This is a genomic window from Paenibacillus glycinis (assembly GCF_009909185.1).
In the GTDB taxonomy this organism is placed as follows: domain Bacteria; phylum Bacillota; class Bacilli; order Paenibacillales; family Paenibacillaceae; genus Paenibacillus_Z; species Paenibacillus_Z glycinis.
On record NZ_JAAAMV010000005.1, the window covers coordinates 154,486 to 176,674 of the forward strand.

The following is a 22,189-nucleotide window of genomic DNA, read 5'->3' on the forward strand; positions in this document are numbered from 1 at the left end:
GAAAACATTTTCAAAAATAATAGAAAACAAAGAATAAGTGTACAAACTAAAGAAAGGAACCGCGAATGGCGCCTCGGCGTCACAGCAGCTCCTTAAAATCGCCCGGCACCATCCCGACATGCTTCTTGAACTGCTTGTAGAAGTAGCCTGTCTCCCAGTAGCCGACCTGTCTTGCGATCTCGTTCACCTTGAGCCGGCTGTCCGCCAGCAGTTCCTTGGCTTTGTCGATGCGGAACTTGTTCAGGTAATCCGTGAACGTATCCCCCGTCTGCTTGTGAAAGAGCTGCCCGAGGTAATTGGGGTGAATGTGGAACAGCAGCCCGAGCGACTTCAGCGTCAGCGCCTCCGCGTAGTGTTCGTGGATGTAGCGCAGCGCCTGCTTGATGACGGGACTCATGTCTTCGCCGGAGAACGAATCGGCCGCGAAGAATGCCGCCGTCCGGACGGCTTCCTCCACGCCTTCGAGCGAGGCGGCGGTCACCGCTTGATCGAGCACGCCCTGAAACACCGCCGGGGCATCCGGACGTCCGAGCTTGTCGACTTCCATCTTCATCAGGATCATCAGCTCGATGGCCGCGCCTCTTGCCCGGACGGGATTCAGGCTGCCCGCCGCCCGTATCGCCCGGAAATCGCGGTCGACGACCGCCATGAGCTCGTCCTTGTCCTTGGCGAGGATGGGCTTGGCATACGCCTCCCACTCGAACAATCCCGGCGGAAAGGCCGCCGTCTCCGCGGAGAGGCCCGCATAGTCGAGCAGATGCCGGTCATGCCGCACCAGGAAGAACTGCTGCGCCTTGCGCGCTTGAACGTAGCTTGCGGCGGCATCGGCCGTCGGCACGATCCCGCCGAGCGCGATCCGCGGGCCGAGCTGCCTGCTTTCCCACTTGTCCGCCGCTCTTTCCAAGGCTTCCGTCACCTTAGCTTGATCCGGCTCGCCCCCGTTTATGCAGCAGGCGGCGACCAGATCCCCCTCGTCGTTGCGAAAGGGAACGAACGACAAGCCCTCCGCCTCTTCGGCCAGCAGATCCGCGATGCAGTCGTCCAGCTCGCGGCCGGCGGCATTCGGCTCCGGACGGAAACGGATAATCGCCAGCGCCGCGTACGGCTTCGAAAGATCGATGCCGAGGAGCGCCGTCCGCTCCGTCAGCTCGGGGAACGCGATCCGCCCGTGCACCCAACGGGTCAAGACGTTGTCCCGCAGGATGCCGATCTCGTCCTCCCCGAAATCCTGCGCCGGCTTGTCCGCGTCCAGCTTCCGTACCGTATCGGCCAAGGTCGCCTCCAGTTCCTCGAAGCGAATCGGCTTCAGCAGGTAATTTTCGATGCCGAGGCGCATGCCTTCCTTCAGAAAATCGAATTCGTTGTATCCGCTCAGGATGATCGCCTTCAACTGCGGCTGCAGCTCCCGCGCCTTGCGGATCAGCTCGAGTCCGGTCATGATCGGCATGGAGATGTCCGTGATGAGCAGATCGACCCGCACCTCGCGCAGCCGCTCCAGCGCTTCTTCGCCGTCCTCGGCGCTGCCGACGACCTCCAGGCCGAAAGCGGACCAGTCGACGGCGTCGCTCAAGCCTTCCGTGATGAACGGCTCGTCGTCCACGAGCAATACTTTATACATCGCCAGCTTCCTCTCTGTGATCGGCCGCGGGCCAGGTCACCGTCACCGATGTCCCCTTCCCCGGCATGCTCTCTATGCCAAGCCCGTAACCGGGCCCGTGCACGAGCGCAATCCGCTCGTGCACGCTGCGCAGTCCGAAGGACTGCTGTTCCTCGGTTTCCGGCGCCTTCAGCCGGCGCATGACGCTCGCGAGCTTCTCCGGCTCGATGCCCTTGCCGTTATCGGCTATCCGGACCCGGATAAGGCCGTTCTCTTGCGCGGCTTCGATGGTCAGCCGGTTGTTCTTGCGCCGGGAATCCATCCCGTGCACGATATAGTTCTCCACGATCGGCTGCAGCAGCAGCTTGGATACGGGCACCGCCAGCAGCTCCTGCTCGCAGTCGATGACATAGGAGAACTTGTCCTTATAGCGAATCCGGAACAGCTCCAGGTACAGCCTGCACATCTCGAGCTCCTCGCCCAGCGTGTTCTCCGCCTTCGCGCTGACCGAGTTGCGGAACAGCGCCGCGAGGCTGTAGATCATCTCGCCGACGTCGACCGCGCCCTGCGACACCGCCCGCATCCGGATGACCTCCAGCGTGTTGTAGAGGAAATGCGGATTCACCCTGGCCTGCAGGGCGGCAAGCTCGGTCTGCTTATGCCTCAGCTCCGCCTTGTATTCCCGGTCGATATGCCGTCCCAGCTCGTCGAGCATCTCGTTGAAGCTCTGGGAGATCTGCCCGAGCTCGTCCTCGCGGGCATCCTGCAGGCGGGCCGTGAGGTCGCCGCCCTCCACCTTCCGCATGAAGTGCACGATCCGGTTCGTCCGCCGCGCGATGCTGACGATGACGATGGACGGAATGATCACCGCGACGAGAATGCAGATGGAGCTGATCAGGATGATCGCCCGCTGGAGGCCCGCGTACGCCTCGGCCATCGCGCTCTTGGGCGTGATGCCGACGACGAGAAAGCCGGCCTTGTTCTGCGTCAGCGTGGAGATGTACGACGGTTCGTCGAGCAGCTCGGTTTCCCTCAGGGATCCGATCTGCTTCATGTACGGGAAGGTCTGCCCGTAATAACGGTTGGCGGAATCGGACAGCACCTGCCCGTCCGGCGACAGCACCAGAATCTCGCCCTTGAGCGGAGTCCGCTGCCGGTCGAGCGACCGGTTCACCATGCCGGAGTCGAAGTATACGAGCAGCTGTCCGATGTTCTTGAGCGTATTCTTATCGTTCACCTGCGCGCGCATGGAATACAGCTGCGTGTTCCATTGGCCGATCAGCCCGCGGATCCAGACGTTCGGCGTCGCCGCCACGGGCCCTTCCGCCGCCATGATGTCGGGAATGTACGAACGGATCGGATTGGTCTTGTACAGCCGGCGCGGGCCGTTCAGATTGAAGGCGTACAGCTGCTGCATGTCCGTGCTGTACAGCAGGATGTTCTGAATGTCGGGATCGGCATCCATCCGGTTCGCGAGATAGCTGAGGATATCGACCGCGCCCTCGTTGCCCCCCGCGTAATTCTGATCGAGCATGTACTGCGCGTAATCGCTGTAGGAATGCCGGAGGAAGTAGGACGCGTTGCTCGCGAGCAGGCTGTTGCGGTAGATGTCCTGCACCGTGTTCTGCACCCAGTCGTACTTCTGCTCCATGTAGCGGTTCACCCGCTCCATCGCCTGCTTCTGGTTGTTCAGTTCGCTGCTCACGATGGAATCGGACATGAGATTGAAGAGCAAGTAAGAGAGCGTGATGATCGTCAAATTCACGATGACTGCGAAGACGAGGATGACTTTGACGAACAGGTTGTTCTGTATATAGTTGCGGTAGATCTTCCGGAATCTCAAGCGCCCGTGCCCTCTCTCGTCGATGGTTAGGATTTGCCGACATTATAACATTAAGTCTCGGGCCGCGCCTATTCGGCCGCGCCTTCGCGAGATGTCCGTTCGCTGGCGGCCGCGCCCCTTTATTACCCAATAATTACCATGTTAAGATTCCCGCCGGCTGTCCCTCTTCCATCCGATTGTGGTAGAATATAGATTCCGATTGATAGGCGCTTTTGTCGAAGGAGAAGACATATCCCCGCAAAAGAAGGTAAGAGGAGAGATTCAGAGCATGGAAACGAACATCCAGACGACGGCACCGCGTTCCGCCGAACGCACGAGTCGCCGGTCCAAGCCGTCCATTCCGGTGTTTCTCGCGGTATGGGTGCTGCTGATCGGCTCCGGCGTCGCCGGCACGGTATGGTATACCGGCCAGGTGAAAGCCAAGCTGACTCAAGACATCGGCAACCAAACGTCGAAGCAGATCACGGCGATGCAGCAGAACTACGATGCGCAGCTGAAGCAAATGCAGACCCAATTCTCCGGCGAGCTGAGCAAAGTGCAGGGCAAGGTCGACGCCCTGAACGAGCTGCTGGAATTCACGAAGGATAATACGAACACGAAGACCGACAACAGCAACAAGCTGTATACGCAGCTGAGCGAGGTCGAGAAGAAGCTGGCCGAGCTGCAGAAAAGCCTGGACGTGCTGAAATGACGCTGACCGTCAAGCAAATCAACCGCTTCTGCCTCCTGGCCTGCGCGCCGTTCATCGGACTCGCCATCTGGCTGATGGCCGCGAATCTGTCGATCACGCTGCCGGAGAGCGCCTTTCCGCAGCTGGCCTTGACGCAGGCGAACGTGCCGGCGGACGCCGCCAAGCTGACCGCCGGCCTCGACCGAGCGAAGCAGACGGCGACCGTGACCGCCAAGTCGCTCAAGAAATCGATCGCGCTCTACACGGCCACGAACAAAAGCATGCGCGCCATCGCCACGATCGCCGCCGCGCAGTCGGACCGGCCCTATCTAATCTACGACCGCCGCATCACGCGGAAGATCGGCGCGCCGGCGAAGCAGATCAATTCCGACAAGGTGCGCGCGCAGCTGTTCGCGATCCATGCGCAGCACTTCAACGGCTATGCGCTGAAGGTCAAGCTGAAGTCGGAGGGCGCGATGAAAATGGTGCTCGGACAGGACAAATACGGCGGCGCGGAGACGACGCTGGCAGCCGCCCAGCGCTACCATGCGATCGCCGGGGTGAACGCCGGCGGCTTCGCGGACGACGGCGGCAAGCGCTACCCGCTCAGCACCACGATGATGAACGGCAGCTACTTGAACGGCTTCGACCCGTCCTTCAAGGATCTGTTCTTCGTCGGGCTTAGCGACGACATGAAGCTGATCGGCGGCAAATACGCGAGCAAGGCGCAGCTGGACAGCGAGCAGCCGCGCTTCGGCGCGTCGTTCGTGCCGGTGCTGCTGCAGAACGGCAATCCGCAGCCGATTCCCGCGAAATGGCAGACGAGTCCCCTGCGCGCGCCGCGAACGGTCATCGCCAATTACAAGGACGACCAGCTGCTCTTCCTCGTCATCGACGGGCGCAACGAGAACGGCAGCTCGGGCGCGACGCTCGCCGAGGTCCAGCTCCTGCTGGAGCGGTACGGCGCGATCGACGGCTACAATCTCGACGGCGGCGGCTCGTCGTCGCTCGTCTTCGACGGGCGCGTCGTGAACCATCCCTCGGACGGACGGCTTCGTCCGGTGCCGACCCATTTTCTCTTTTTCAAATAGCTGCCGGTCGGCAGTCGACGGCTTCGATTCGGCGGCCGATCCATGGCAGCGCGGCGAAGGCCAGGCCTCATTTGCTTTTATTTGCATCCTATATGGTTCGCATCGTTAAACGATCGATCGCAGAGCAAGGACCCGGAGCTTGATATCCAAGCCCGGGTCCTCGCTATTTGCATGCAGGAGACGCAGGCGCGCCGCCGCGCGAAGCGCTAGGCGCGTGCGCGCTTATTCCGCCGCCTGCTCCGCGAACAGATGCCGATACTTCTCGTAATCCGCCCGCTTGCATTCCATCGTCAGACGCGTGCCGTTCGCCTCGTAGCTCGTGGCCTGCACATGGCCGTTGACGTTGAAATACGACACCAGGCGGCCTTCGGTGAACGGGATGACCACCTCGCACTGCACGTAATCCTGGAAGATCCGGTCTTTCACGAGCGCGGTCAGCTCTTCGATGCCCGCTTCTTCCTTGACCGAGAGGTACACGCTGTCCCCCTCCACCCGCGGGTACTTCTCGCCGGTCAGGTCGGTCTTGTTGTACGCGTACAACATCGGAATATGGTCCGCGCCGAGCGCCTTCAGCGTCTCGTTGGTCACGTCGATCAGCCGCTCGTACTCGAGGTTGGCGTAGTCCACGACCTGGATCAGCAGGTCCGCCTCCGCGACCTCCTCCAGCGTGGAGCGGAACGCCTTGACCAGATGATGCGGCAGCTGGCTGACGAAGCCGACGGTATCCGTCAGCAGGAACGATTTATGGTCCGGCAGGTCGATGCTGCGGACCGACGTCTCCAGCGTGGCGAACAGCATGTCTTTGGCCAGCACCTGTTTGTTCGAATCCGGCATGTACTGGTCCAGGATCGCGTTCATGAGGCTGGACTTGCCCGCATTGGTATAGCCGACGAGACAGACGACGGGCACGCCGGTTTTCTGGCGCTGCTTGCGCTGCACCTGGCGCCGCGCGACGAGCTTCTCCAGCTCGGCCTGCAGGCCGGCGATGCGATCCTCGATGCGCCGGCGGTCGAGCTCCAGCTTCGTCTCCCCTGTCCCCTTGTTCTTCATGCCCGAGCCGCCGCCTTGGCGGCCGAGCGATTCGCGCAGGCCCGCGAGCCGCGGGAGCATGTATTGCAGCTGCGCGACTTCCACCTGCAGCTGGGCTTCGTGCGTCTGGGCGCGTTCGGCGAAGATGTCCAGGATGAGCAGCGTCCGGTCCATGACCTTCTTCTGCAGCTCGCTCTCCAGGTTGCGGATCTGCGAGGGCGAGAGCTCGTCGTTGAAGATGACGGTCGACGCGTCCAATCCCTCCGCCAGCGCGGACAGCTCGCCGACCTTGCCGGTGCCGAGGTAATGCGCGCTGTTGATCTTGGCGACGTTTTGCGTCAGCTCGCCGACGACCTCGATGTTGCAGGCCTCCGCGAGATTGCGCAGCTCCTCCATCGAATAGACGAAGTCGGGCCGGTCGTTCAAGTTCACGCCGACGATAACGGCTTTATTGTTCACTGGTTGTTCCATATGGGAATTCCTCCTTAGATTAGGGCCGGGTAAGCCAAAAAAACGCACGGGCGCGCTGGCCTGTGCGTTTTCGCATCACGAAAGAGGAAACCGGATCGCTGCCCGTTCTCGCGCCCGGAAGCGCATTGTGCTTCCGGCGCGGGCAGATGGTCGTCTCGGGCTGCGGCTGCGTCAAGAGACCCGCCGTAAGCGGCGGGAGTCGACGATGCGCGTTCCGACTATGATTAAAGGTAACGCGAGTTTCCGGAACGCTTCCGGTTCCGGTTGGTCTCGCGTCTTGGTCAAGCTTCGGGTCACCTTTAATGGGACAGACCTATCCTGAGTCCTCTGCACAGGGGCAGAGCCTTGGCGCTATTCAATTAGCCGCGCAAAGTTCTCAATCGGATAAAGTCTATCACACGTAACCCTCCGTTTCGGTTCAAGTACCGTCATTCTAACATAGGACATTGAAGGATTGCAAATGATTGGCAATCGCTTCGGGTTACTCGTTCACCATGACCATCTTGATCGCGGAGCCGCGGTCGTCGCGCAGTTCCTTCATCGCGTCCGCGAACCCTTCGAGGCCGAACGTATGCGTGACCAGCGCGTCGCCGTCGACCGCGCCCGAGCGAAGCAGCTCGATGCATTTGGGGAAGAACAGCGCCGGCGTGGCGTGCGAAGCGCGGAGCTGCAGCTTCTTGAAATGAAACTCGTTCGCGTCGAACGCGATCGTCGCGCCCGGCCCGAATTCGATGCCGATATAGCCGATGACGCCGCCGGTCCGCGCCGCCTTGAACGTGGACGGAATCGTCGCGGGCGGCGCCGTGACGAGCACGCGGTCTACGCCGCCGCGCTCGAATTCATAGGTGTCGAGCGGGGTCTTGTCCGTGTAGATGATCTCGTCCGCGCCGAACGCGAGCGCCGTCTCGATCCGCTTGACGGAATGCGAGCGGGCCGCCGCGTAGATCTTGCGCGCGCCGCGCAGCTTCGCGAGCCGAAGCGCCATGAGGCCGATCGGGCCGAGGCCCACCACCAGCACGTCGTCTCCCATCCGGATATCGACGACCTCGGTCAGGTCGACCGCGACGCCGAGCGGCTCCACGAGCGAGGCGACCGCGAAGGACAGGCCTTCGAACGGCACGACGACTTCCATCGGCGCGACGATGTATTCCGCGAAGCCCATGGAGAAATCGCGTCCCCAGAAGCTCGGCCCTTTATTGCACAGATCGTAGCGCCCGTCCCGGCACAGCTCGCAGGTCCGGCAATACGTGCTCGTCTCCAGCGTAACCGAGCTGCCTTCCTCGACATGCGAGACGCGCGCGCCCTTGCGCACCACGACGCCGGAAATCTCGTGCCCGATCGCTTCCCATTCCTTCGCGGTCATCTTCGCGCTCGTCATGTCCGTCCCGCAGATCCCGCATGCCTTCACGCGGATCAATACCTCGTCGTCGCGGATCTCCCCCAGCTCGCCTTCGCGCAGCTCGAATTCGAACGGCGCTTTGACGTACCACGCTTTCGTCTTCATGCTCCTTGCCTCCCCCGAAAATCTTCCGTAATCGCCTTAACGACTCTATTATACGCCGCAACGGACGCCGGCGAACAGCGCAAACGGACAATGCGCATCAAACGAGTGCACCAAATGTTCGCTTCGCGGTATCGACAATTCCTTCGCGATTTGCCATGCTTAATGGGCGGCGGCGTCGAACGCTGGGCTGCCGGCGCGATTATCGGAATACCAAGGAGGCAGCAGCACATTGAAGGTACATATCCTACCGCTTGAACACATCGGCCCCTACATTGCCGATCAAGTCACGCACACCGCATCCGCGAAGCCGGAGGCCCTGATCGCCTGGACGACCGGCAACACGCCGCTTCGGACCGGCATTTACCGGGAGCTGATCGCCAGGGAGCAGGCGAACGGGCTCGACCTCTCGTCCTGCTGGTTCGTGAACCCCGACGAGCAGATCGGCATTCCCCGCGCGCATGAGGAAAGCTATTATACGTACATGAAACGCCACTTCTTCGACCATATCCGCCATTCCGAGGACAGGCGCTTCATTCCGGACGGCGCCGCCGCAGACGCCGCTGCCGAATGCGAGCGCATGGAGCAGTTCATCGAGGATCATGGCGGCATCGATTACCAGCTGGTCGGCATCGGCATCAACGGCCATATCTGCTTCATCGAGCCCGCCGCCTCCCTGCCCGCGCGCTGCTTCGTGACGGACATCGCGGACGTCAACCGCCGGCTCTATGCGCCGCTGTTCGGCGGCAAGCTCGAGGACGTGCCGGAGACGGCCATCACGTTCGGCTGGGGCACGGTCATGAAATCCCGCCGGATCAGCCTCGTCGCCGTCGGCAAGGACAAAGCGGAGATCGTGGCGCGCGCGCTGCTCGGCCCGATCACGACCGAGTTGCCGGCAACGCTGCTTCAGCTTCATCCGAACGCCGAGATCGTGCTGGACGAAGCCGCCGCGGCGCTCTATCTGCAGGCGCAAGCCGAAGCGGCCGAACGGCGCGGAGCGCGGGCATGACCAAGGACGAAGCGCATCCGGGGAAGAAAGCGAGAATCGCCGTCGCCGGCATAATGCACGAGACCAACACCTTTACCGCGCTGCGCACGGGCCTGGCGGACTTTACCGTCGCGGCCGGCCAAGAGGTGCATGCGGTTGCCCGCTGGAAGGGCAATGTGTTCGACGGCATCCTCGGCACGCTGGACGACCTGGGCGCAGAGGCCGTGCCGGTCTACTTCGCCCGCGCGCTGCCCTCCGGCTTGATCGAGGCGGCGGCGTTCGAAGCGATCTGCGACCGCATCGCGGACGGCATCGCCGGCTGCGGTCCGATCGACGGCATCTGCCTCGCGCTGCACGGCTCGATGTGCGCGGAGGGCTGCGACGATTCGGAGGGCGAGCTGCTGGCGAGGCTGCGGGCCGCGGTCGGCAGGGAGCTGCCGATCGTCTGCGCGCTCGACATGCACGCGACGGTGACGGCGGCCATGATCGCGCACGCCGATGCCTTTGCCGCTTATCGCACGGCGCCGCACATCGATGAATACGATACCGGAGCCCGGGCGGCCAAGCTGCTCCATGAAGCCTTGGCCACGGGGCGCAAGCTCGTGAACGAGTGGTCCGAGATCCCCGTCCTGATCGCGGGCGAACAATCGGAGACCGGCGTTCAGCCCATGCGCGACCTGATGGAGGCTTTGCGCCTGGAAGAGCGCGCCCCGGATGCCGGCCCGCGCAGCGCGTCCTACCTGCTCGGCTTTCCTTGGGCCGACTCGCCGTTCGGCGGCTGCGCGGCTATCGTCAGCGGGTTCGAGGAGGAGCGCGCGGAGCTCCGCCAAGCCGCCGGCCGTCTCGCCGAGCTGTTCTGGGCGAAACGGCAGGCATTCGCCTTCTCCACCGAAGCGGCCTTGCTGGAGGAAGCGCTCGACCTTGCCGCGGGCGAACCGCGCAAGCCCGTGATTCTCTCCGATTCCGGCGACAATCCGACGGCCGGCGCCTCGCAGGACGTGACCCTCGTCGTCCAAGCGCTTATCGCCCGGCGCGCCGAGCGCGCGCTGGTTGCGACCATTTTCGATCCGGCCGCCGTGCTTGCCTGCGAGACGGCCGGCGCCGGCGGAAACGCCGAACTGCGGCTTGGCCGGTTGAATCCTTATGAAACCGCGCCGTCGCCGCTGCCGCTGCATGCCGCCGTCGTGCGCACCGGTACCGTGCTGGACGTGAATTACGCGGTCGCGGCGGTCGGCGGCATCACGATCGTCATCTCCGATCGACGGACCGCCGTCTACGACCCCGCCATCCTGGAGGCGCTCGGTCTCCGGCCCGGCGCCTTCGACCTGCTGGTCGTCAAGAGCGGCTACTTAAGCCCCGCCTACAAAGCGCTGGCCGAACGAACGATCCTGGCGCTGACGCCGGGCGATACCGACGAACGGTTGTCGGAGCTGCCCTACCGGCGGCTGAGACGCCCGATCTATCCGCTCGACGAGATGTGAACGACGGAAGCGGCACTTTGCGGACAACGAATGCGTACGCGGTTGCGCCCGTCGGCGGCCGGCTCGATCGATGCAGCCGATTGATGCTGGACAAAAGGCATTATTGGGTCATGCTCGGTACCACCGACAGCGCGAACGAGCTGAGCGCACGAAAGCCCGACCGCGAACGGTCGGGCTTCTTTGCATGCGATGCGGATATTCCCGCGGCCCCGCTCCTCCGGTAAGCGGCGGCGGCACTCTGCGAACTGCCGGGCATGCGCCACTCGGCCGGCCGCTACCGTTCCCGACTGTGGCTGTACTGCACGAAGAAGCGCTGCAATTCCCTCCGGTGCGTGTACGCGAGCAGCAGGAAGCTGGCCAGCCAGCACAGCAGAATCGCGCCGGAATACCCCCTGGCGAACAGATAGACCGAGAGCAGCAGCATGCCGAGCACGACTTGGAAGCCGTCCGCCTCCGAAGAGGTCGGCCTTCCCTTCGTGAACAGCCGCGAACCGGCCAGCAGGACCGCGAGAATAACGGCATACGCGAGCGAGGCGGCGAATCCCGTCAGCGCGCTCCACACGCCGAACGTCACCGCGATCGCCTTGCCTCCCCGCCAGCCGAGAAAGGGGGAGAACGCATGGCCCAAGATCGCCGCGGCAGCCGGCAGCACGATGCCGAAGCCGGCCGCGGAGCCGAATTTCACGATCCAGATCAGGGGCACGTACCCCTTGAGGAAGTCGAGCGCGATGCCGGCCAACCCGTACGAATAGCCCGCCGCCTTCCACAGGTTCAACGCGCCGGGATTGCCGTCGCCGATGTCTTTCAGGTTGTGGTTCGCCATCCGGCCGAGCCAATACGAGAACATGAGGGAACCGGACAGAAAAGACAGGACCGCCCACAGGATGATGATCAATTTTTCCGGCCTCCCACTTCGATTCGCCTTCCCTTCCAAGCGACGCGCCCCAAGAACACGACCTGGTAGAGCGAGTAAAGCATGACGTAGAGGAAAAAGACGGTGCTCAGCACGTGAAGCACGGGCAGCCATCGTCCGAAGCGCCCCGTATAACGGATGAAATAATAGATCTGCGCCGTATACAGCGCATAGCCGGCGAGCAGCGGCAGCGCCCCCGGAACGCCGACCACGAAAGGTCCCGCTTCGGCGGCGATCAAGCCGATCAGCCAGATGGCCACGAACAGCGTCGTCCTTCCGTTCAGCTTGCTCGTGCTGAGCACCGCCCCTTTGCTGAATCCTTCGATCTCGCCGCGTATGCCGCCGGGATACATGCGGAAGGAAACCATGCCGCAGCCGATGAAATTGGTGACCGCAATGCCGGCCTCCATGAATTTGGCGCCGAGGTTCAGGTCGTCCAAGAGCTCGGACTTGATCGCCTCGTGCCCTTGCGCCTTCTCGTAATCTTCGCGGGCGGCGAGGATGCAGGACCCGTAAAGGCCTTTCTTCGGATTGGTTCGCTCGAACGGCGACGTGAAGGCGAACACGCCGAGGATGTTCGGAACCAGCGCCAACTTTTCGTAAAGCTTCTCCGTGTGGTGATACGGGACGACCGAGACGACGCCTCCGGCCTCTTCTCTCGCCGCGAGCAGCGATTCCAGCGCGCGGGGAGCGAGCCGGACGTCCGCGTCGAGAAAGGCGATCAGATCGCCGGACGCGCGCTTGTAGCCGTTCCAGACGGCCCAGTTCTTGCCCGTCCAACCCGGCGGAGGCGGCGTGCCGGGCACGACGGTCACGCCGAAGCCCTCCGCGACGGCTCTCGTCCGGTCTTCCGAGCCGTCGTCCACGACGATGATCTCGAACGGCGCGAAGGTTTGGGCTTGCAGCGAACCAAGCAGATGAGGCAGGTTATGCGCTTCGTTTCTTGCCGGGATGATCATGGACAGCTTGCCCGGAGAAAGGGACCGGCCGCTGCGGACGGGAATCGTTCTGCGATGGAACAAGACATGACCCGAGGCACATGCGGCCGCCATCAGCGCTAGAATCAGCAAGCCCATACCCTCACCCCCTGAATAGTTTAGGATATGAATCTATCATAAAATATATTTCTAGAAACTTCCATGCTTTGCAAGAGATTGGGAAGGCATCTTTGGCGCAAGCCAAACACCCGCAACCCTGCGCGGTTGCGGATGCACGCAGCGAGACTCTCCGTCGCGATCGGGCTCCGACGCCGCCGGCGTGCGGGCCGTGCGGCATTCATCGGCATCCGCCGTCCGGTTACATCCGATTCAGCGTCACGAGGCAGACATCGTTCTCCCGCATGCCGACCTCCCATTCGAAGGCGCCGTCCCCCTCGGCGACAACGATCTTCCGCGTCAGCTCCGGCAAGCCGGCATTTCGCTCGTCGAGCCTGCGGATTTGTTCCCGGCTTAGCGTGCCGCGCGGGGCGAGATCCAAATAATCGGTGTAAGCGTCGTTCCGGCGATAACCCGTCCTGTACGCGCACAGCTCGTACTCTCCCGGCTGAAGGCCGGCGACCGTCAGCTTGACCGGGTCCGCGGGCAGCGCGGGAAGATCGCGGCCGTAGTATTTCTTGTTCTCCGCGTCCTGCCGGACCGCGCAGTCCCAGAACAGCACCTGAACCCCGTTCCCGTCGCGGCAGGCGAACGCGTTCCGGTCGTCGCACGCAAGCGCCGTATCGCCGAGTTGGTTAAGGTACTTGTAGGCAAAATACGCCGGTTTGCGAATGCCCTGCAGATTCATGAGTCCGAACCCGCCGTGAAAATGGCCGGTCGGCGGCCCGTCCTCCTCGAATACGTCGGAAATCTCGCAATAGGACATCGCGCTCGCGAGGCCTTGCACGCTGCTTAACCGCGACAGCAGGTAAGAAGCCGCGTGATAAGAATCGCGGAGCGGATCCCAATAATGGTAGGTCAGGCCGAATTCGGTAAAATACAGCGGCAGCTCCGGCATGGGAGATTCTTCGACCTCCGCCTTCGCCCGCAGCGCCTCGCCGGCGACGCCGTCCGGCTTATAGTACATATTGCCTTGCGGCCAGCCGGTTCCCGGCGACCAGACGGGCGTGGGAACCGCTCCGTCCGGATTCGCGTAGGGCGGCCGTTCCTCAGCGTCGCTCTCGCCGGGCGCGCAGGAATAAGCATGCGTGGACACGAAATCGAGCGGCACGCCCCGCGCATGGCAATAACCGATCAGCCCGGCAAGCCAGCCGTTCGCGCCCGCGGTCGCCGGACCGCCTACCCGGTAATCCGGGCCGACGCTTCGCACGGCGCGCGCCGTCGCCTCGTACAGCTTGAAATACTCGTCCCGGTCGCCGGTAAAAAACAGGTTCCGTTGATCCGGCTCGTTCCACACTTCAAAGTACCATTGCCTGACTTCCTCCGCGCCGTATCTGTCGGTGAAATGAAGGGCGACTTCCCGGATCAAGCGCTCCCATTTGCCGTAATCGTTCGGCGGGGTCACGTTGCTTCCCTCCCAGAAGACGGTCCGGTCGCCGCTTGCCAGCGCCTCCGGCATGAAACCGAATTCGACGAACGGCCGGAGGCCGGCGTCCAGAATGAAGTCGTACACCGCGTCGACGTACTGCCAGCCGAAGATCGGATTGCCGTGCTTGTCCTCCCGGTATACGCCCATGTCGTCGTCCAGCAAACCGTGAAACCGGAGATAGCGAAATCCGCATTCGCGCGCGGCGCGGATCACATGCTTCTGATGGTCGGCGCGCAGCAGCAAATACGCGCGGCCCGTGCTGACGCACAGGTTCGGAAAGGCGTCCCGCTTGCCTTGGGCAAGGGAGCGATCGATGTCGATCCTTCGCATGGAGGAGCTCCTCTTCTTGGCTGCGGCCATAGCCGGAAGCCCGTATTCGCAAGCGCCCGGCGATAAAGGCAGCGCTTACATTAATAGCTAGATTATAGTACGTCCGCCGTGATTATTCCAGAAGAATACTGCACTTCGGCGTTGCCGCTGCGGCAAGAGCTTGAGATCTCCTCGCGCACCGCCGCGCCTCGCGCGCGGAGTCGCCCGAGGTGCCGAACGATCGGCGCGCTCGAGCCCCGGCGCGTACCGCCGCGTCGTCAGGAGCCGCGCGCTGCGACGCCTGCTCGGGCGGGTATCGCATGCGGCGCCGTCGTCGCCGGCGGGCGTCCTTGCCCCAAGCGCGGCTCCGGAGCATCGGATGGCTTCGGTTCGTTTACGCCATTAACGATCCGCCTCCGACCGCAGCGCCAACAAACGTTCCGCCCGCATCAGATCGTCCGGCGTATCGACGTCATACCCCCACTCCGCGTTCGGGAAAGGCAGCATCAGCGTCCGCTCCCGATGCTTCGCGAGGATGGACTTCCCGCCCTCGTCTCCTCGTATGGCTTCGAACTCCGCGTACATGCCGGCATCGAACAGGACCGGATGACCCGACGCGCCGCCGTAGACCGGACGCACGATTCGGATCCCTTCGTTATGCCGCAGCGCGTATTGTTCCCGCATGGCCGCGATCGCGCGGGGCGATACGAGCGGTTGGTCGGCCAGGAATACGAAGGCGGCGCGCGTCCTGCCCGTTAACGCCCGGATGCCGAGCCGGAGCGAGGAGGCCATGCCCGACGCGTAATCCGGGTTTTCGAGAATGTCCAGCCCTCCGATCGGAGCGGCTAGCGCGGTCAATTCCCCGCTGCGGCAGCCTCCGACGAGCGCGATCGGGCTCAGCTCCGCCGCGATCGCGGCGTCGACGGCGTACCGAAACAGCGGTTGGCCGTTCAGCGGGAGGACCGGCTTGAACCGTCCCATCCGCGTCGACATGCCCGCCGCCAATATGACGGCCCCTATCGTGCTCATCGCGTTTCCCTTCCCCCGCGGCGCCCGCTGCGGCGCTTGATTAATTCCGCCATGATGCTGACGGCGATTTCCTCCGGTCCCTCGGCGCCGATGTCCAGCCCCACGGGAGCATGAAGCCCGTCCGGCAGCGGTTCGGGGGACGACAAGCGTTCCGTCCGCGACCTCGACCCCAGGATGCCCAGGTAACGAAGCGGAGCATGCCGCAGCTCGCGCAAAACGCAGCGGTCCTGCCGGAAGCTGTGCGTCATGATCAGCACGAAGCTGTCCGGCGGGATCGGGTGCTCGCGCAAAAAATTTTCCGGGTGTTCGACGATTCGCCGCTCCACCGTCGGGAAATGCGTCTCATTGTTCCTGCCGCTCCTGGGATCGATGACGACGACGCCGAAATCCAGCTCCGCGGCCAGCCGCGCCAGCAGCTCGACGTCGGGACCCGCTCCGAAAACATACAGCCGTTCCCTCGGCGCGTACACTTCGAGCAGCAGCTCGCCGTCCGCCTCCGGCCGCGGAACGACCGCGATTCCCGCGCCGTCCGCCAGCAGCTTCAAGAACGTCGGAACGAGCCGCTCCACGGGCAGTTCCGGATCGCCGAGGTTGCCGAAAACTTCGCCGTTCTCGGCATAAAACAAAGGCATCGTGCCGGATGGAGCACGGCCGCCGCGGCTCTTGCTGCTGCCGAATCGGCGGCCGGCATCGTTGCCGCCGTCGCCCTCGGCAAATTCTCCGTCAACGCTGTCGTTGCCCTTAGCGCTGTGACCGAATCCGCTGCTTCCCTGGCTGGCGCGGCTCCGCTCGCCCTCATCAATACCCTCGACATCGCCGAATCCGCGGCCGGCGTCACCCGCGCCATGACCGCCAACATGCTCGTCGCCTTCGCGAAGCAGCCGCCGCGCGCATACGACGCGATGCCCCTGCTCCAGATGCGTCTCGACGCGCGACCAGACGGGCGATCCGTCGGCCCCTGCCCGTTCCCCCCACCCGCATGGCTCGACGTACACGGTGACCCGCCCGTTGCATCCCGCTCCGCGCCCCCAGGACAGGTCATCCTCCGACCTGAGGTCGTACACCTCTATCAGCGGCCGGCGTGAGCGAATGACATCCTCGGCAAGATGCCGCAGATCCTCCTCCAGGCATCCCGCGCTAACGGTCCCATAATGACTCCCGTCCGCTCCGATCAACATTTTCGCTCCCGCGCGGCGATAGGCGGAGCCGTCCACGGCGATGATCGTCGCCATCGCGAAAGGCACCCGTTCATGCCGCTTCATGTGCTGCAGCATGCGCCAGCGGTCATTCACGGTCGATCACCGCGTGAATGGCCTTCCGGATCTCCTCGTAGCTCGTGCAGCGGCATATATTGGAGCGCAGCCACTCCGTAATCACGGCCTCGTTCGCATCGGGGTGCCGATCGATCAGCGCCTGGCAGTTCATGATAAAGCCCGACGTGCAGAAGCCGCACTGAAACGCGAAATGATCGATGAACGCCTGTTGGATCGGCGCATCCTCCAAGCCCTCGATGGTCGTGATTCGGCTGCCGCGCGCCTCGATGGCCAGCATCAGGCAGGACTTGACCGCCGTCCCGCTGACGATGACCGTGCATGCGCCGCAGTCCCCGTTCTCGCAGCCGGCCTTCGCTCCCGTAAGCCCCAGCTGCTCGCGCAGCACGCGGAGCAGCGTATCCGCCGAGCGGATGACGACGGGCTGCCGCTTCCCGTTGACCAGCAGCTCGAGTTCGCATTTGACGATGCCGCGATCGGTATTGTTCATAAGCTCCTCCGTTCCAACGCCGTCATCGTATCCCGCAGCGTGTTCCGCAGCACGAACGCGCGATAGGCCGCCGAGCCGATGATGTCGTTCAGGATCGGAACGGGCCATGTCGCGATCACGCGGTCGATCCGTTCCGCCAAAGAGAGCGTCGCATCGTTCAAGATCGCCTCGATCCGCAGCGAGCGGAAAGGAATGTCGCTTACGCCGCTGAATGCCATGCGAATCCCCTGCTCCGTCCGCAGGGCGGCGATCCGAACGAGCGGATAATCGATGCGCTCCATCTTCGTTTTCTTGACCGTGACGTAGGGCAGCCCGAAGTACCTTCGATCGCTCAGGACCTGAACGAGCAGCTCCCCGCGCGCCAAGCTCGGCGCGCCGTTCAACACCTGATGGACCGGAACGGTCCGCATCCCTTTCGGCCCCGCGAGCACGACCAGGCTGTCGACCAGCAGGAACGGCAGCAGCACCTCGCGGTAGAAGAATCGGCCGCACAGATTGCCGCCGACGGTAATTTTGTTGCGGTTCGTATGGTCGGCCACGTCCCTCACCGTATCGGCGAGCAGCGGAAACAGCGGCGTTTCCTCCACGTCCGTGAGCGTGCGCGCCGCGCCGATCGCCAACTGCTCGCCGCGAAATCGCATGTCGTTGCACTCGGGCAAGCCCTTGATGTCGATGACCGCCCCCGGACGCAATTGATCCAGGCGCGCCATCGTGATGATCTCCGTCCCCCCGCCGTAATAGATCGGCGCCTTGCCCCTTGCCTCTGCCTGCCAAAACGCGCGCACCGCCTCTTCGACGGTCGCCGGCTTGAAATATTCGAAATCGAACGAGATCATGGATGTCCAAAGCCTCCTCGCGCCGCGCCGGAGTCGTACGTCATGATAAATCATATCGCGGAGCGGCTTTGTCCTATGCGAAGCAAATTCCCCTCTTCGCACGACATCGCAAAAAACCCGGCCTGTAACGGCCGGGTCATGCATGCGAAGGAGCTGCGGTGCTCGGCCGGGCGACGCAGAAGAGACCGCATATCTGCTGCACCCGTGACTTGAGCAGATGAATTTCTCGCGGTCTTATGCCCGATCCGAATCCAGGGGATGCATGGCGCGCAGCTTCTTCTTCGCCCGGTGAATCCGGGTTTTGACCGCGCCGAGGGTCGTGTTCTGGGCATCGGCGATCTGGTTGTAGGACATGCCGTGCACGTACAGCAGCAGCAGCGGCTGCCGAAACTTCGGCTCCAGTTTATCCAGCATGGCAAAGGCATCGTCGGCGCCGGGATGCCCTTCCCTTTCGGCGGCGGCCTCGGCGGGTCCCGCCAAACGCTCGATCTGTCCCGTCAACAACACCAGGCGCCGCGATTGTTTGCGGCAGTAATCGATCGCTTTGTTGCGCGCGATGGCTTTGACCCAAGCCCGCTTATTGTTCACGCCGTCCACCGAGGCGAGGTGGGCGAATATCTTGATGAAGACCTCCTGCACGATATCCTGCGCCAGGAAATCGTCCTTCACGAAGGCGTACGCGATGCGATAGACGAGGCCGTGGTATTGCTCATAGAGCGCGTCGAACGCTTCGTCGGTCGCGCATCTTTCCTTCACCAGCATGTTCATCCGCCCTCCTCCGCCATGCCTTACGAACCTGCGCCCGTCGTCGACGCTTCGATCGCGTTCTCGTATTCTTCGAGCGTAATTCCCTGATCATGAATCGCCTTCGCCGTATCGTCCCCTACGTACCGGAGATGCCACGGCTCGTAAATATAGCCCGTGATGCCCTCTTTGTCCTTCGGGTAGCGAACGATGAACCCGTACTCGTACGCATGCTCGGCCAGCCATGCGGCCTCCGGCTTATCCGCGAAGCACGCCGTCGCCTGGCAAGCGCCGTCCGCGCCCGACACGTCGATCGCCAGTCCCGTCTCGTGCTCGCTCGTTCCCGGAAACGCGCTGTACGTCTCCGCTTTCTCGCGTCCGTCTTCGCGAACGTACGAGTCGAACAGCTCTTTCTGCCGCTTATGCGAACGATAGGCCGATACCCCGGCAAGGGGCTTGCCGTCCTTCTTGGCCGCCGCGAACAGCCGTTCCAGCGCTTCGGCCGCCTCTTTGCGCATCATGCGTTTCTCGATTTTCTCGCTGAACGTGAATTTGACGTCCGGATAGACGAGATCGTCCGGCACGTAGTCGTCCGGCAGCATATGCCGCTTATTGACGAGCGCCGTCACGGAATCCGGCTCGGCTACGGTTTCCCTTGCGTTCGCGCCGCCTGCCGCGTCAGCCTTGCCGGGAGCGACTCCCGCGCCGCCGTTCGCGTTCTTGCCGGGGCCGGTGCCCGGATTCCCGGCAGCCGCGTCTTGGCCGGCATGCTGTCCGGCGCCCGAACCCGCGTTCTTGCCGGGAGCTTGTCCGTTGTCCGCCCCTTCGGAGGCCGCGGCGTCATGCCCGGAGCCGGACGCGACGCTGCCGGCGGTTCCGGCGGCGGTCGAACGAAGCGGCCAGCCGTCGCAGGCCGTTAACGTCAGGATGGCCCCTGCAAGCAGCAAGGGTGCAAGCCATTTTTTCACCATATCGTTCTCCTTTGTTGCAGAAGCGGAATAAGCCGCTCTTTCGTTGTGGGTTACCTTCAGTGTAACGGCTCCCTATTGCCAACCGATGCAGAAATGTATCCAATCTGCGGCTAACTTGTATACAGATTGTAAAAACATGCTCCTGTACATAATAACGGCAGCAACTCCTGCTAAGATGAATGTGCGACGCTATCACGTGCATGATGGAGGCAACGATGAGAACCCACACAATCTTGATCGTCGAGGACGAAAAGGCGTTGGCGGAGCTGCTCGCGTACGCGCTCGGGCGGGAAGGCTTCCGCACGATCGGCGCAAGCGCCGGACAGCAAGCGGCCGAGCTTGTCCGCGCGAACCGTCCGGATCTGATCCTGCTCGATCTGATGCTGCCCGATATGAGCGGCTTCGATCTATGCCGCATCGCGTCCCGGGAAGCCTGGAACATCCCGATCATCATGCTCACGGCCAAGTCCGAGATGGTGGATAAGCTGCTGGGCATGGAGCTGGGAGCCGACGATTACATCACGAAGCCGTTCGACGTGCGCGAAGTGATCGTCCGGATCAAAGCGGTGTTTCGCCGCATCGAGCAGGTCATGGGCCGGACGGAGGACCAAGCGCATGCGGAGACGGTCGTCGTCCGGAATACGATCAAGATCCTCAAGCAGCAGCGCCTCGTTCGCCGGCACGGCGAGAAGGTCGAGCTGAAGAACAAGGAGTTCGAGCTGCTGCTGTTCTTCGCCGAGAACAAAGGCATCGTCTTCACGCGCCCCCAGCTGCTGAACCGCGTCTGGGGCTACGACTTTGCCGGCGATACGCGAACCGTGGACATCCACGTGCAACGGCTGCGCAAGAAGCTGGACCATGCCGACGAGGTCTCCATCATCGAGACCGTCTTCGCCGTCGGCTATCGCATGCCATGAAGCGCCCGCGGGGCATCCGCCTGTCGATCCGCGACAAAATGCTGGTCTCGTTCACGATCGTCATCGTGGCCGGCCTGCTGTCGCTCCTTCTCGTCTCGATCCGGATCACGGAACAGAACGTTTCGCGGATCATCAGCCAGGACAGCGTGCAGGTCACCAAGACGATGAACTTATACATCAAGCAATATTTCATGACCAAAAACATGGCGATGGACGCGGCCGCATTCCGGAGCGAAGCCGACGGATTAGTGAAAGAGCTGAGCGCCGCCGTCGGCGAACCGGTATCCGTCTTCGACGCGAAGGGCGGCAGCCTGTCCGCGCTTAACAAGAGCCTTCCGCCGGCCTCCGGCGATTTCGGCGAAGCCTTGCGCGGCAGCGTCGCCTACTCGGTGGCCGGTGCCGGCTCGGCCGCGTCGATCAGCTTATCGGTTCCGGTCAAATCCGGCAGCGCGCAGCTCGGCGTGGTCAACATGGTCAAGGGCTACTCCGACCTCCATGAGTTCACCGGCCGGTTTCTGGCCGCGCTGCGCTGGTTCGCGGTAGCCATCTTCGTGCTCGTCTTCCTGACCGCCGCTTGGCTGGCCAACCGGATCACGCGGCCGATCGAGACGCTCTCCCGCAGCCTCGGCCAGGTAGCGCAAGGGGTCTACGAGCCCGTCCCGCTCCGCGGAGGCCACGACGAGATCCACCGGCTCACCCGCGTGTTCAACGGCATGGTGGAGAAGATTCGCGAGCAGATCGCCACGATCGAACGGGAACGGGACGCGCTCCGAATCACGCAGGCCATGAGCAAAACCTTTTTCGACAATGTCACCCACGAACTCAAAACGCCGCTCACGACGATCCGAGGCTATGCGCAGATCATGGAGGAGAACGGCTTCGCGGATAAGCTTTTCTTCGATAAAGGCATCCGGTACATCATCGAGGAGAGCAAACGGCTGAACGACAAGGTCGTGCAGATCCTCGCGTTCTCGACCTCCGGCACGGAACGGATCGCCTACCGGTCCGAACCCGTCGATCTGACCTCGCTGATTCGGAGCATCTGCGAGGATATGCGGGTCAAGGCCGGCAAATACGGCATTGCCATTCGCTGCGAAGCCGAGGAAGGCTTGCTGCTGCGCGGGGACCTGGAGAAGCTGCGGGAGATGCTCCTGAACGTCATCGATAACGCGATCAAGTACGGCGGCGTGGATACGGAGGTCGAGGTTCGGGCCGATCGCGCCGAGACGGGCGCGATCCGCGTTCGCGTCATCGATCATGGCCCCGGCATTCCGCCCGAGCACATCGCTCATCTGTTCGAGCCGTTCTACCGCGTGGCCGGCGACAAACAGGAAGAAGAACGCGGCAGCGCCGGACTCGGACTCGCCATCGTGCGCACGATCGCCGAGCGGCACGGCGGCCGGGTGCGGATTCGCAGCGCGCCCGACGCCGGCACGACGCTGACCATCGAATTGGGAGGCGATCCGCCTGCTTAACCGAAACCATTGGCGCCAAGCCGTCTTCCGCACGCTGGGG

The 22,189-nt window shown here is 63.0% G+C and carries 19 protein-coding genes; 6 read left to right on the plus strand and 13 right to left on the minus strand.

Going from position 1 to position 22,189, the window contains the following annotated elements; genetic code table 11:
- Positions 1-79: 79 nt before the first annotated feature.
- Positions 80-1,618, minus strand: coding sequence for a response regulator transcription factor (locus GT019_RS10430; RefSeq protein WP_161743083.1), 1,539 nt, complete (start codon positions 1,616-1,618; stop codon positions 80-82).
- Positions 1,611-3,440 carry a sensor histidine kinase gene (locus tag GT019_RS10435; protein WP_161743084.1) on the minus strand — a complete coding sequence of 610 codons (1,830 nt, stop codon included), beginning with the start codon at positions 3,438-3,440 and terminating at the stop codon, positions 1,611-1,613. Before GT019_RS10435 ends, GT019_RS10430 begins: the two co-directional genes overlap by 8 nt.
- A 268-nt stretch (positions 3,441-3,708) precedes the next feature.
- On the opposite strand from GT019_RS10435, the gene GT019_RS10440 reads away from it, so the two are divergent.
- Together GT019_RS10440 and GT019_RS10445 are read left to right on the plus strand one after the other, a co-directional pair.
- Positions 3,709-4,131 (plus strand): flagellar basal body-associated FliL family protein, encoded by a 423-nt coding sequence (locus GT019_RS10440; RefSeq protein ID WP_235947614.1) that lies wholly within the window; start codon positions 3,709-3,711, stop codon positions 4,129-4,131.
- Positions 4,128-5,201, plus strand: a complete 1,074-nt coding sequence (locus tag GT019_RS10445) for a phosphodiester glycosidase family protein (RefSeq protein WP_161743085.1) — start codon at positions 4,128-4,130, stop codon at positions 5,199-5,201. Before GT019_RS10440 ends, GT019_RS10445 begins: the two co-directional genes overlap by 4 nt.
- 222 nt (positions 5,202-5,423) lie before the next feature.
- On the opposite strand, the gene hflX is transcribed toward GT019_RS10445, so the two are convergent.
- Both hflX and GT019_RS10455 read right to left on the minus strand, forming a co-directional pair.
- Positions 5,424-6,701 carry a GTPase HflX gene (hflX, locus tag GT019_RS10450; RefSeq protein ID WP_161743086.1) on the minus strand — a complete coding sequence of 426 codons (1,278 nt, stop codon included), beginning with the start codon at positions 6,699-6,701 and terminating at the stop codon, positions 5,424-5,426.
- 481 nt (positions 6,702-7,182) lie between these two features.
- Complete coding sequence (locus GT019_RS10455; protein ID WP_161743087.1) at positions 7,183-8,205, minus strand: zinc-dependent alcohol dehydrogenase; 1,023 nt, start codon at positions 8,203-8,205, stop codon at positions 7,183-7,185.
- A 229-nt stretch (positions 8,206-8,434) separates the two neighbouring features.
- Between GT019_RS10455 and GT019_RS10460 the strand changes: the two genes are divergently transcribed.
- Positions 8,435-9,211 carry a glucosamine-6-phosphate deaminase gene (locus GT019_RS10460; RefSeq protein ID WP_161743088.1) on the plus strand — a complete coding sequence of 259 codons (777 nt, stop codon included), beginning with the start codon at positions 8,435-8,437 and terminating at the stop codon, positions 9,209-9,211.
- Complete coding sequence (locus GT019_RS10465) at positions 9,208-10,671, plus strand: M81 family metallopeptidase (RefSeq protein ID WP_161743089.1); 1,464 nt, start codon at positions 9,208-9,210, stop codon at positions 10,669-10,671. Before GT019_RS10460 ends, GT019_RS10465 begins: the two co-directional genes overlap by 4 nt.
- Before the next feature lie 274 nt (positions 10,672-10,945).
- Here the strand turns inward: GT019_RS10465 and GT019_RS10470 are convergent, their stop codons facing one another.
- From GT019_RS10470 to GT019_RS10510, 9 genes are all read right to left on the minus strand, one after another.
- Entirely contained in the window at positions 10,946-11,566 is a 621-nt protein-coding gene (locus GT019_RS10470; RefSeq protein ID WP_201755330.1) for a glycerol-3-phosphate acyltransferase, read from the minus strand.
- On the minus strand, positions 11,563-12,660 hold the full coding sequence (locus GT019_RS10475; RefSeq protein ID WP_161743090.1) for a glycosyltransferase: 1,098 nt from the start codon (positions 12,658-12,660) through the stop codon (positions 11,563-11,565). The genes GT019_RS10470 and GT019_RS10475 overlap by 4 nt, the downstream gene beginning before the upstream one ends.
- A gap of 220 nt (positions 12,661-12,880) precedes the next feature.
- Positions 12,881-14,437: a GH39 family glycosyl hydrolase gene (locus GT019_RS10480; RefSeq protein WP_161743091.1), complete on the minus strand. Its 1,557-nt coding sequence runs from the start codon at positions 14,435-14,437 to the stop codon at positions 12,881-12,883.
- A gap of 381 nt (positions 14,438-14,818) precedes the next feature.
- Positions 14,819-15,445 (minus strand): nucleotidyltransferase family protein, encoded by a 627-nt coding sequence (locus GT019_RS10485; RefSeq protein WP_161743092.1) that lies wholly within the window; start codon positions 15,443-15,445, stop codon positions 14,819-14,821.
- The gene (locus GT019_RS10490; protein ID WP_161743093.1) at positions 15,442-16,737 is read right to left on the minus strand and encodes an XdhC family protein; all 1,296 of its coding nucleotides are present in this window, start codon (positions 16,735-16,737) and stop codon (positions 15,442-15,444) included. Before GT019_RS10490 ends, GT019_RS10485 begins: the two co-directional genes overlap by 4 nt.
- Positions 16,730-17,206 (minus strand): (2Fe-2S)-binding protein, encoded by a 477-nt coding sequence (locus GT019_RS10495; protein WP_161743094.1) that lies wholly within the window; start codon positions 17,204-17,206, stop codon positions 16,730-16,732. Before GT019_RS10495 ends, GT019_RS10490 begins: the two co-directional genes overlap by 8 nt.
- Positions 17,203-18,042: an FAD binding domain-containing protein gene (locus tag GT019_RS10500; protein WP_161743095.1), complete on the minus strand. Its 840-nt coding sequence runs from the start codon at positions 18,040-18,042 to the stop codon at positions 17,203-17,205. Before GT019_RS10500 ends, GT019_RS10495 begins: the two co-directional genes overlap by 4 nt.
- Positions 18,043-18,276: 234 nt before the next feature.
- Complete coding sequence (locus tag GT019_RS10505; protein ID WP_161743096.1) at positions 18,277-18,804, minus strand: RNA polymerase sigma factor; 528 nt, start codon at positions 18,802-18,804, stop codon at positions 18,277-18,279.
- A gap of 26 nt (positions 18,805-18,830) precedes the next feature.
- Positions 18,831-19,754 (minus strand): M15 family metallopeptidase, encoded by a 924-nt coding sequence (locus tag GT019_RS10510; protein WP_328803941.1) that lies wholly within the window; start codon positions 19,752-19,754, stop codon positions 18,831-18,833.
- A gap of 218 nt (positions 19,755-19,972) precedes the next feature.
- Between GT019_RS10510 and GT019_RS10515 the strand changes: the two genes are divergently transcribed.
- The gene (locus GT019_RS10515; RefSeq protein ID WP_161743098.1) at positions 19,973-20,674 is read left to right on the plus strand and encodes a response regulator transcription factor; all 702 of its coding nucleotides are present in this window, start codon (positions 19,973-19,975) and stop codon (positions 20,672-20,674) included.
- Positions 20,671-22,149 carry a sensor histidine kinase gene (locus tag GT019_RS10520; RefSeq protein ID WP_161743099.1) on the plus strand — a complete coding sequence of 493 codons (1,479 nt, stop codon included), beginning with the start codon at positions 20,671-20,673 and terminating at the stop codon, positions 22,147-22,149. The genes GT019_RS10515 and GT019_RS10520 overlap by 4 nt, the downstream gene beginning before the upstream one ends.
- Positions 22,150-22,189 lie beyond the last annotated feature (40 nt).